The organism is Oceanicella sp., from assembly GCF_056449545.1.
This window is the reverse complement of sequence record NZ_JBWOMN010000078.1, coordinates 1-10,375: the sequence shown is the minus strand read 5'-3', so window position 1 is coordinate 10,375 and position 10,375 is coordinate 1. Positions and strand designations below refer to the sequence as shown.

Sequence of the window (10,375 nt, the reverse complement as noted above, 5' to 3'; positions counted from 1 at the left end):
TTCCCCCCGCATCCGGCGGAGGCGCGCCCCTGGGTCGAGCGCCGCCCTGCGCGCCGCCGGCCGGCCCGACGCGCGGTGCCCGCGCGGGTCGCGCCGGCCCCCGCGCCGCGCCGCGCGGCGCGCCGGGCCGGGGCCTCTGCGCGGCGGCGCGTTGCGGGCCTGATGGCGGGCGGCGATCGCGCCGCGGCGCAATCCAGACTGATCGGTGAACGCTTTCGCCTTGCCAGCGCGTGCGGCGGGCGCCACATTCTCCCTCCAATCACAGCGGAACGGAGGTTCGCGTCCATGACCCAGCCAATTGACCTGTATTACTGGCCGACGCCCAATGGCTGGAAGATCTCCATCGCGCTTGAGGAAATGGGCCTGCCTTACAAGCTGCATCTGGTGAATATCGGGGCCGGCGAGCAGTTCGAGCCGGATTTCCTGAAGATCGCCCCCAACAACCGCATGCCGGCGATCATCGACCATGACGGCCCCGACGGGGCGCCGATCTCGATCTTCGAATCCGGGGCGATCCTGCAATATCTCGCCCGCAAGACCGGCAGGTTCTGCGGCGGGACCGAGCGCGAGCGCATCGAGGTCGATCAATGGCTGATGTGGCAGATGGGCGGCCTCGGGCCCATGGCCGGGCAGGCGCATCATTTCATCTCCTACGCGCCGTCCATGGACCCGCCCAACGACCTGCCCTACGCCAAGGACCGCTATCGCAACGAGGTGAACCGGCTTTACGGCGTGCTCGACAAGCGGCTGGCGGATCGCGATTTCGTGGCGGGCGAGTATTCCATCGCCGACATGGCGATCTGGCCCTGGGCCTGCCTGTGGGAAAAGCAGGAGCAGGACATTTCCGAGTTTCCGAATCTCGGCGCCTGGCTCGACCGGGTCTACGCCCGCCCGGCGGTGCAGAAGGGCCGCGCGCTGGCCAAGGAGGAACGCGCCCGCCTGCAGGACAACAAGGACGCCCAAAACATCCTGTTCGGGCAGCGGGCGCGCTGAACGCTTACGGCAGCGGCGTCAGGATCCGCGAGGGCAGCCAGCCGGTCGCGCCGTTTTCGGCGCGGCTCCAGCTCCAGCCATGGGAGTCGCGCAGGATCGCTACATGGGCGCCCTTGGGCAGGGTCAGTTCGGCGGCGCTGTAATCGCAGGTGGCGCGCCCGTCCGGGTCGAGCAGCGTGTCGGGGATCCAGCCCGCGCGCCCGTCGCGCGCCTGCGCCCAGAGCCAGCGATGCCCGTCCCACATGTCCTCGCGCCCCGACAGATCCGCGGGCTCGCCTTTCGCCAGACGGATCGGATCCGGGTGGATCGCGCGATGATCCTGCGCGAGCCGCGCCATGCGGGGACCATCGGATCGGGGCGGCGACATGGGTTTCATGTTTCGACGGGGGCTCAGCGGCGCAGGATGCGGAAGGTCTCGGAGGCGGTCCAGCCCGCCAACAGCGCCACCAGCACCGACAGGATGCCGTAGACCAGCGGGCGTTCGCGCGACAGCGTGTAGACCCAGCGTTCCAGCCCGACCTTGCGCACGTCGATTTCGGTTTCGAACATGTCGGTCACCTGCCGGTCATGCAGCAGGAACACCCGGGCGCGGTAGAGCCCTTCGACCAGATTGGCGGGCAGGGCCACGTCGGTGGTGAACAGGGTGTCGTCGATGACCTCGATCCGGGCGGGAGATTCGAAATACAGGCCGTCCTGGCGGCGCAGGCGCATCAGCGCCTGGCGGAACGCCTCGGGGTTTCGCACCGGCGCGGCGCCGATCATGCGCACCTTGTGATCGATGTCGATGCTGTGGCGCAGGTCGTCGGTGCGGGTGAGGATTTCGTGCAGCGGGCCCGTGGCGGCGATGGCGTAGAAGCTGGGCGCGGCGTCGATGCGCACCTTGTCGCGATTGACCCAGACCCCGAGCAGCCGGCGCTTGCGGCGCACCTCCACCGGTTCGGAGGGGCCGGAGATCTCGACGATCACGTCGAGCTTGCCCTCGCGCGCCGGGGCCGACCGCTTGACCGCGCCGAACACGAACATCTCCGAGCCCGAGAAGGTGGCGGTGATCGACACCTTGTTCTGGCTGAGCGCGGCGATGACCTGTTCGCGCGGCGCCTGGGGGGGCGTCGTCGCGGCGGCGACGGGCGTCAGGGCGGCCAGCGCCAGCAGGCAAGCGGCGCGCGCCATGCGCCGCGAGGTGCGCGGGGCGGCGATCATTCGCCCATCCGGGGGGCGATCGAATACAGTTCGGCCGGGGTCGCCACCAGATCCCAGGCCAGCTTGCCGCAGACGATCAGCACCAGCGCCGCCAGCAGCACCCGCAGGTTTTCGCCTTTCATGCGCAGGCCGATCTTGGCGCCGAACTGCGCACCGATCACCCCGCCCACCAGCAGCAGCACCGCCAGGATCGCGTCGACGCTGTAATTCTGCGTGGCGTGCAGCACCGTGGTGATCGCGGTCACGAACATGATCTGGAACAGCGAGGTGCCGACCACCACGTTGGTGGGCATGCCGAGGATGTAGATCATCGCCGGCACCATGATGAAGCCGCCGCCCACCCCCATGATCGCCGCCAGCACCCCCACCATGAGCCCCACGACCAGCGGCGGGATGGCGCTGATATAGAGGTTGGAGGCGCGAAACCGCATCTTCAGCGGCAGCCCGTGCACCCAGTTGTGGCGCTTGCGCCGGCGCGGCGGGCCGGGGCGGCGCGCGCGGCGGATGGAATTGACGCTCTCGACCATCATCAGCGCGCCGATGACGCCGAGAAACAGCACATAGCTGAGCGACACCATGAGATCGACCTGGCCGAGCTCGCGCAGCAGCGCGAAGATCCACACCCCCACCGCCGAGCCGACCACGCCGCCCGCCAGCAGCACCATCCCCATGCGGAAATCCACGGATTTGCGCCGCCAATGCGCCATGACCCCGGACAGCGAGGCGCCGGCGATCTGGTTGGAGCCGGTGGCCACCGCCACCGCCGGCGGGATGCCGATCAGGATCAGCAGCGGCGTCATCAGGAACCCGCCGCCAACCCCGAACAGCCCCGACAGCACGCCGATCAGGCCGCCAAGCCCCAGCAGCAGCACCGCGTTCACCGAGACTTCCGCGATCGGCAGATAAACGAGCATTCGGCTTCCTGTTGGCGGGTCGGATCGGTGAGTGGATCGGGGCGCGGATCGGGGCGCGGATCGGGGCGTGGATCGGGGCGTGGATCGGGGCGGCGGCGCGCGTCGGGCGGATCGGGGGCGGGCGAACCGGGGTCTGGTCGAAGCGGCGGGCGGGGTTCGGTCTGGCGGCGTTTTGCTTTCGCGTCGTGGTCTGCGGGCCCCTCGCCTGCGGGTCTCTTGCTTGCGGGTCTCTTGCTTGCGGGCCTCCTGCTTGCGGGTCCGATCGGGGCGCGGTCAGCGGCGGGGCATCGGCGCGTTCAGCGGCGCGCCCAGCGGCGGGGTCATCGGCGGGGCGCGGCGCATGCGAATCGCTTGCAGGCGGGCCGGCGATGCCCAGCTTAAGCCTGTTGCGCCGCCTTGACACTGCGGCGGAAGGCTTTTTCGGGCCGCGTTGCGAAAACCGGCGGCGCGCGGCGCGATGCGGGGCCGGAGGCCGGGGGGGTCAGCGGCCCTCGGCCAGCGCCGCGCCGCCGCCGGTCTCGGAATCCTCGATCACGCGCCGCGCCGCCGCGCCCGCCGCATGGGCGATCGTCGGCCTGGCGTCGTCGGCGGCGTCGGGCAGGTCGGGCATGCGCACCGTCACCTCGCGGGCGGCGAACTTGATGCCCTCCTGCTCGAACACTTCGCGCAGGCGCTGATAGACCAGCTTGCGGGTGGTCCACTGGTCGCCGGGGCGGGTCATGAACTTGACCCGCAGGATCATGGCGCTGTCCTCCATCATGTAGACGCCCTGGGATTTCAGCGGCTGCAGGAATTTCTTGCCCTCGGTGGGGTGCTCCAGCAATTCCTGCCCCAGCTTCTTCACCAGCTTGCGCACCTTCTCCACATCGGTGTCGTAGGTCAGGCGCAGGGGCAGCTTCATCATCACCCAGTCGCGGGCGAAATTGGTCAGGTAGCGGATTTCGCCGAAGGGGATGGTGTTGAGCGCCCCCAGATGGTGGCGCAGCTGCAAGGACCGGATGGAGATTTTCTCCACCGTGCCCTTCACCTCGCCCACGTCGATGTATTCGCCCTTGCGAAAGGCGTCGTCGACCAGGAAGAACACCCCTGACAGGATGTCGCGCACCAGCGTCTGCGCGCCGAATCCGATGGCCAGCCCGACCACGCCGGCGCCGGCGAACAGCGGCGCCACGTTGACCCCCAGCTCCATGGCCACCAGCAGCCCGATGGAGACGCCGGTGATGGCCAGGATGGTGGTGCGGAACAGCGGCAGCAGGGTGGCGAGCCGCGACGAGGCCGAGGCCCCGCCGCCCTCGTCGCCGGGCGCGGCGAGCACGTTGTCGCCGCCCTCCGAGGCGATCTTCTGATCCAGCCAGATGCGCATGGCGTGATAGACGATGTAGCCGATGAACAGCTTGTCCGCGACGCTCAGCAGGATCGCGTAGCGCGAGCCTTCCGAGAACATGTCCTGACCGCCCCAGATCAGCAGCAGCACCCAGCCCGCGGCGCCGATGGCGAACAGGCTGGCGACGCGCCGGGCCAGGTCCTCGTAGCTGGTCATGCCGCGGCGCGCGTCCGGGTCCTCGATCGTCGGGGCGGGTTGGGCGAAGGTCACGGGCGCCGGGCCGCCGCCCTCGTCGTCGCCGTCGCCGTCCATGTCGCCGTCATCGCCGGAATAGACCGTCAGGGTCGGCGCGGCGCCCTGCGTCGCGGGCGCCGCGGCTTGGGGCGGGTGGCTCGCGACCTCGGCCGCGGTTCCGGCCGCGACCTCGGCCCGGGCGCGGCGTTCGGCCTTGGCGGCCTCATTCAGTTCGGCGTTGATCTGGCGGCGGCGCTGGGCGCGCGAGAACAGGCGCTCGACGATGAAGATGGTCACCGCGTAGACGATCAGCGCCGCCATCAGCGTCGCCAGCGCCCCGGCGCTGAGGGGGATGCGCTGCTCCAGCCCCATGACCACGCGGTAGGAGCCCTCCAGCCAGGCGGCGATGAAATAGACGGTCACCGCCGGGGCCCAGACGGTGGCCGCCACCGCCGCCAGCCAGCTGGCCCGGGATTTGGGCAGCCCGCCCAGCATCGCCCGGGTGATCGCCCGGCGATTCATCCAGACCAGCACCAGAATCAGGATGTCCGCGACGAGGCTGAGGGTGATGTAGATCAGCGTCTGCAGGTCTTGGGGCAGGCCCAGTTCCTGCATCCACTGGCTGAACGCCAGCACCGAGATCCCCACGGCGGCGGTGGTCGAGATCCACAGATACAGCTTGCGCGCGTCCGCGTCCGACATCATCGGGATGCGGTATTCGCTGAGATAGGGGCTGATCACCATGCGCCAGGCGTTGTCCACCATCATGTAGGTGGCGTAGGCGCCGAGGATCAGCGCCACCGTCACCTCGGTGGGGCCGTGATCGGGCATCAGCGCGAAGCCGAGCCCGACGGCCACCGACAGGTTGATGACCAGCGCGATCAGCGTCAGCAGCAGCCGCAGCGCCAGAACCGGCAGCTTGTCCGACAGCAGCACGGGCCGGGGGCCGCGCTGGGCCGCGACCATCACCGCGCGCGCGATGTAGATGGCGTAAAGCACCACCGCCGCCCGCCCGATCATCAGCAGCAGCACGGTGACCACGAACACCCCGACGAAATACCCCGCCTGACCGTCCGGCGCGGCGGCGGCCAGCGCCCGGCGCACGTCGTCCAGGGCGTCGGGGGCCTTGCGCAGGATCCGGCGCATGCGCTGGCGAAAGGCGCTCACGCCCTCGGTGGTGCGCGAAATCATCGATTCCGCTCCGTAATCCGTCAGCGTGCCATAGGCCGAAAGATTGGGTCCGCCGCCCGGGGCGGCCGGCGCCGCCTTGTCCTCGGACGCGGGCGCATCGGCGGACTTGCCGCCGAACAGGTTGCCGTAGTCGAGGATCTGCGCCTCGGCCCGGCCGCCGTCCAGGGGCGGCGACATGGGCGCGAGGATCAGCAGCAGGCTCAGCAGCGCCAGCAGCGCGCGCGCGCCGTGCAAGGAGGTGGAGAAGATCCCGCCGCGCGCCCATCCGGGGCCCTGCCTGCCTGATCTGTTCATGCGGAGCCTTTTCATTGCGGTGTCCAGCGCGGCCGAGCGTCGCAGCGGGCCCGCGCCCGTTGCGCGGCGCGCAAAAGCCATAAACCAGCGTTCGCCGGCAGTATACGCCAATTCGCCGGCATTGCGCCAACCGGCTGCACGGCGTGGTTGCAGGGGCGGCGGCCAGGGCGGCGGCGCGTTGCATGAAACTGGGGCCGGGGCGGGCGGGGCGCAAGACGACGCGGCGTCAAGGCGCCGGCGCGGGCCGAAATCCGCCTCACAATGTCGCCAGCGCACGCTATCGGCTTTCGCCCGGCGGGCGATCTGGTGTAGCCTTCGCCTTGACGCCCTGTTTTTCGGGGCCTGACGCAATCCAGCCGGGATCGGGGATTCATGGAGGCGACTCCGCCTTTCGCATATGGGCCGATCGCGCGGCGGGTCTTGCTCTACAGCCACGACACTTTCGGGCTGGGCCATCTGCGCCGCTCGCGCACCATCGCCCAGGGGCTGGCCGCCGCCGATCCGGCGTTGGCGGCGCTGATCCTCACCGGTTCGCCGATCGCCGGGCGGTTCGATTTTTCAGACCATGTGGATCATGTGCGCCTGCCCGGGGTGGTGAAGCTGCCCGACGGCGAATACGCCTCGCATAATCTGGGGCTGCCGCTGGATGAAACCGTGGGGCTGCGCGCCGCGATCATCAGCGCCGCAGAGGCCGCGTTCCAGCCCGATCTGCTGATCGTGGACAAGGAGGCCTGGGGCTTTCGCAACGAACTCGCCGACACGCTCGAGGCGGCCTCGCGGCGCGGGGCGCGCATCGTGTTGGGGGTGCGCGACGTGCTCGACGACCCGGCGCAACTGGCGGCGGAATGGGCGCGCAAGGGCCATGCCGAGGCGATCGAGCGCTATTTCGATGAAATCTGGATCTACGGCCTGCCCCAGATCTGCCAGCCGCTGGACGGGCTGGACCTGAGCGACGCGGCGCTGTCGCGGGTGCGCTACACCGGCTATCTGCGCCGCGAGACCCCCGACTGGCCCGAGCAGGTCGGCCAGCCGACGCCCGCCGCGCCTTTCGTGCTGGCGATGACCGGCGGCGGCGGCGACGGGGCGGCGCTGGTGGACTGGATCCTGTCGGCCTATGAACACGACCCGGGCCTCGCGCCCAACGCGGTCATCGTCTACGGCCCGTTCCTGGCCCCCGAGCTGCGCGTCGACTTCGATCTGCGCGCCGCGGCGCTGGGCGACCGGGTGTCGACGCTGACCTTCGACCCCCGGGTCGAACGGCTGCAGGAAGAGGCCCTCGGCATCGTCGCCATGGGCGGCTACAACACGTTTTGCGAAATCCTGTCGCTGGACAAGCCGGCGGTCATCGTGCCCCGCACCCATCCGCGCCGTGAACAGCTGATCCGCGCCAGCGCCGCCGAGGATCTGGGCCTGGCGCGGATGCTGGAGCCCGAGCGCGACGGCGCCGGCGCCGATGTGATGGCCGCCGCGATTGGCCGGCTGGCGACGCAGCCCCGCCCGTCGGCGCGCCCGATCGCCGGGCTGCTGGACGGGCTCGACAACATCGTGCGTCTGGCCGGGGGGGCGCCCGCGGCGACGCGGGCGCAATCCCCGCCGACGAGGGCCGGGTCAGGGCCGGCGTCGGGGCCGGAATCGGGGCGAGAATCGGGGCGAGAATCGGGGCCGGCGTCGCGACCCGCCGCGCAAGACCCCGGTTCCGCGTCGGGTGGCGCGCCGTTGGAATCCGCCCCCATGGCCGCGCGCCGACCCTCCTCCCGCTGACATGCCCACCGCCGCGCCGCCGACGCTTCATCGCCCGCTTCATCGCCCGCCTCATCGCCTGGTCGCGCCGCTCAATCCCGGATCCGCGTATCATTGACCCATGCAGCCGCATCGCCGCCCGAAACCGCCCGCGCCGCCGGCGGCCCCGCGCCCGACGCCGGCGACGCGGGGCCGCGGCTCGCCGTGGTCGTCAAGGGCTATCCGCGCCTGTCGGAAACCTTCGTGGCGCAGGAATTGCTGGCCCTGCAGCAACGCGGCTACGCCTTTGACATCTGGTCGCTGCGCCACCCCTATGACGATCGCACCCACCCGCTGCACCGCGAGATCACGGCGCGCGCGCGCTACCTGCCGGAATACCTGTATCAGGAACCGCTGCGGGTGCTGCGCGGCCTGATCGCCGCCGCGCGGATGCCGGGATTCGGGCGGGCGCTGCGGGTCTGGCTGCGCGACTGGCGGCGCGACCCGACCCCCAATCGCGGTCGCCGCTTCGCGCAGGCCATGGTGCTGGCGCGGGAATTGCCGCCCGGGGCGGGGTTTCTTTATGTGCATTTCCTGCACACGCCGGGCTCGGTGGCGCGCTACGCGGCGATGATGCGCGGGCTGGAATGGGGTTTTGCCGCCCATGCCAAGGACATCTGGACCATCCCGGACTGGGAGAAACGCGAAAAGCTTGCCGATTGCCGCTTTGGCGTGACCTGCACCGGGACCGGGGCCGCGCATCTGAGATCGCTGTCGCCGCCGGGGCCGCCCCGCGTGTCGCTGGTCTATCACGGGCTGGACCTGAGCCGCTTTCCGCCGCCCCCCGCACGCCCGGCCCCCGCAGGCCCGCCCCTGCCTCGCCCGCCCCGGCCGGGGCGCGCGACGCTGCTGTCGGTGGGGCGGCTGGTGGCCAAGAAAGGCTATGACGATCTGCTGGCGGCGCTGGCGCAGCTGCCGCGCGACCTTGACTGGCGGTTCCGCCATGTCGGCGGCGGCGATCTGAAATCGGCGCTGGCGGCGCAGGCGGACAAGCTGGGGCTGGCGGATCGCATCGTCTGGCTGGGCAAGCGCGACCAGACCGAGGTGATCGCCGAGATGCGCGCCGCAGACCTGTTCGTGCTGCCCTCGAAGATCGCCGATGACGGCGATCGCGACGGGCTGCCCAACGTGCTGATGGAGGCGGCGAGCCAGCGCCTGCCGATCCTTTCCACCGCCGTGTCGGCGATCCCCGAATTCATCGAGGACGGCGTGCATGGCGCGCTGGTCGCCAGCGGCGATCCGGCGGCGCTGGCCGAACGGCTCGCGGCGCTGATCGCCGACCCGCAGGCGCGCGCCCGCATGGCCGCCGCCGCCCGCGCCCGGCTGGTCGCCGATTTCGGCATGGCGGCGGGGATCGACATCCTGTCGGCCCGCCTCGACGCGGCGCTGGCCGCGGCGCCCGGCGCCCGGGAAAGGCCCGGCCCATGACCGGATCCGCCGCCCGCCCGAAAATCGCGTTCTACGCGCCGATGAAGCCGCCGACCCATCCCAACCCCTCGGGCGACCGGCGCATCGCGCAGCTGACGCTGAGCGCGCTGGAACGCGCCGGCTTCGCGCCGTTTCTGGTGTCCGAACTGCGCACGCTCGACATGACCGGCGCCGCCGCCGCGCAGGCCGCCCTGCTGGCCGAGGCGGATCTGGAGGCCGAGCGCATTCTCGAGGATCTCGCCGCCGACCCGCCGGCGCTGTGGTTCACCTATCACTGCTACTACAAGGCGCCGGACCTGATCGGCCCCCGCGTGGCGCGCGCCCTGGACATTCCCTATGCGATCTCCGAACCCAGCCACGCGCCGCGCCGCGCCCATGGCCGCTGGGCGGCCTTCGCCGCGGCCTCGGAACGCGCGCTGCTGGCCGCCGATCTGCTGTTCTGGACCACCGGGCGCGACTGGCCGGGGCTGCGCGGACTGACGGGCGACGCGCCTCTGGTGCATCTGCCGGCCTTCGTCGATCCCGGCCCGCCCCCGCAGCGACCCCCGCATCACCCCCTGCGCGACCCCGACGGGCCGCTGCGCCTGCTGGCCATCGCCATGATGCGCAGGGGCGACAAGCTGGCCTCCTATCAGGCCCTGGCCGACGCGCTGGCGGAGCTCGAGGACCTGGAATGGCGCCTGGCGGTGATCGGCGACGGCCCCTGCCGCGCGGCGGTCGAACTGCTGTTCAACGATTTTCGCGGCCGGGTGGAATTTTCCGGCCGCGTCGACGACCCGGCGCTGCTGCGCGCCGCCTGCGAGGCCTCGGAACTGCTGGTCTGGCCCGGAATCGGCGAGGGCGTCGGCATGCTGTATCTGGAGGCCCAGGCCGCCGGGCTGCCCTGCCTCGCCGAACGCCGCCCCGGCCCGGCGGACGTGATCCACGCCATGGACCCGGCCCCGCGCAACGACGCGGCCGCCTTCGCCGCCGCCATTCGCGCCGCCGCCGCCGATCGCGCGGCGCTGGCCGCCGCCGG

8 protein-coding genes are annotated in these 10,375 nt (G+C 71.2%); 4 read left to right on the top strand and 4 right to left on the bottom strand.

Going from position 1 to position 10,375, the window contains the following annotated elements; genetic code table 11:
- The first annotated feature begins 285 nt into the window (after window positions 1–285).
- Window positions 286–993, top strand: a complete 708-nt coding sequence (locus AC1HC7_RS11325; RefSeq protein ID WP_479495856.1) for a glutathione S-transferase N-terminal domain-containing protein — start codon at window positions 286–288, stop codon at window positions 991–993.
- A gap of 4 nt (window positions 994–997) precedes the next feature.
- Here the strand turns inward: AC1HC7_RS11325 and AC1HC7_RS11320 are convergent, their stop codons facing one another.
- From AC1HC7_RS11320 to AC1HC7_RS11305, 4 genes are all read right to left on the bottom strand, one after another.
- The gene (locus AC1HC7_RS11320) at window positions 998–1,330 is read right to left on the bottom strand and encodes an SH3 domain-containing protein (RefSeq protein ID WP_479495857.1); all 333 of its coding nucleotides are present in this window, start codon (window positions 1,328–1,330) and stop codon (window positions 998–1,000) included.
- 53 nt (window positions 1,331–1,383) lie between these two features.
- Entirely contained in the window at window positions 1,384–2,193 is an 810-nt protein-coding gene (locus AC1HC7_RS11315; RefSeq protein ID WP_479495858.1) for a TIGR02186 family protein, read from the bottom strand.
- Entirely contained in the window at window positions 2,190–3,107 is a 918-nt protein-coding gene (locus tag AC1HC7_RS11310) for a sulfite exporter TauE/SafE family protein (RefSeq protein WP_479495859.1), read from the bottom strand. The genes AC1HC7_RS11315 and AC1HC7_RS11310 overlap by 4 nt, the downstream gene beginning before the upstream one ends.
- Window positions 3,108–3,588: 481 nt before the next feature.
- A complete protein-coding gene (locus AC1HC7_RS11305) occupies window positions 3,589–6,150 on the bottom strand; it encodes a mechanosensitive ion channel family protein (RefSeq protein ID WP_479495860.1) in 2,562 nt (853 codons plus the stop codon).
- Window positions 6,151–6,522: 372 nt separating this feature from the next.
- Between AC1HC7_RS11305 and AC1HC7_RS11300 the strand changes: the two genes are divergently transcribed.
- The 3 genes from AC1HC7_RS11300 to AC1HC7_RS11290 form a co-directional block, all read left to right on the top strand.
- Complete coding sequence (locus AC1HC7_RS11300) at window positions 6,523–7,911, top strand: glycosyltransferase family protein (RefSeq protein WP_479499031.1); 1,389 nt, start codon at window positions 6,523–6,525, stop codon at window positions 7,909–7,911.
- Window positions 7,912–8,094: 183 nt separating this feature from the next.
- Entirely contained in the window at window positions 8,095–9,357 is a 1,263-nt protein-coding gene (locus AC1HC7_RS11295) for a glycosyltransferase (RefSeq protein ID WP_479495902.1), read from the top strand.
- On the top strand, window positions 9,354–10,375 hold a 1,022-nt coding region (locus AC1HC7_RS11290), incomplete at its 3' end, for a glycosyltransferase (protein WP_479499030.1). The genes AC1HC7_RS11295 and AC1HC7_RS11290, both read left to right, overlap by 4 nt.

Bases quoted from the DNA above. Each gene is read 5' to 3' on its own strand.
- AC1HC7_RS11320 (WP_479495857.1), bottom strand. From the start codon at position 1,330: ATGGCGCGGCTCGCGCAGGATCATCGCGCGATCCACCCGGATCCGATC.
- AC1HC7_RS11305 (WP_479495860.1), bottom strand. From the start codon at position 6,150: ATGAACAGATCAGGCAGGCAGGGCCCCGGATGGGCGCGCGGCGGGATC.
- AC1HC7_RS11315 (WP_479495858.1), bottom strand. From the start codon at position 2,193: ATGATCGCCGCCCCGCGCACCTCGCGGCGCATGGCGCGCGCCGCTTGC.
- AC1HC7_RS11310 (WP_479495859.1), bottom strand. From the start codon at position 3,107: ATGCTCGTTTATCTGCCGATCGCGGAAGTCTCGGTGAACGCGGTGCTG.
- AC1HC7_RS11300 (WP_479499031.1), top strand. From the start codon at position 6,523: ATGGAGGCGACTCCGCCTTTCGCATATGGGCCGATCGCGCGGCGGGTC.
- AC1HC7_RS11325 (WP_479495856.1), top strand. From the start codon at position 286: ATGACCCAGCCAATTGACCTGTATTACTGGCCGACGCCCAATGGCTGG.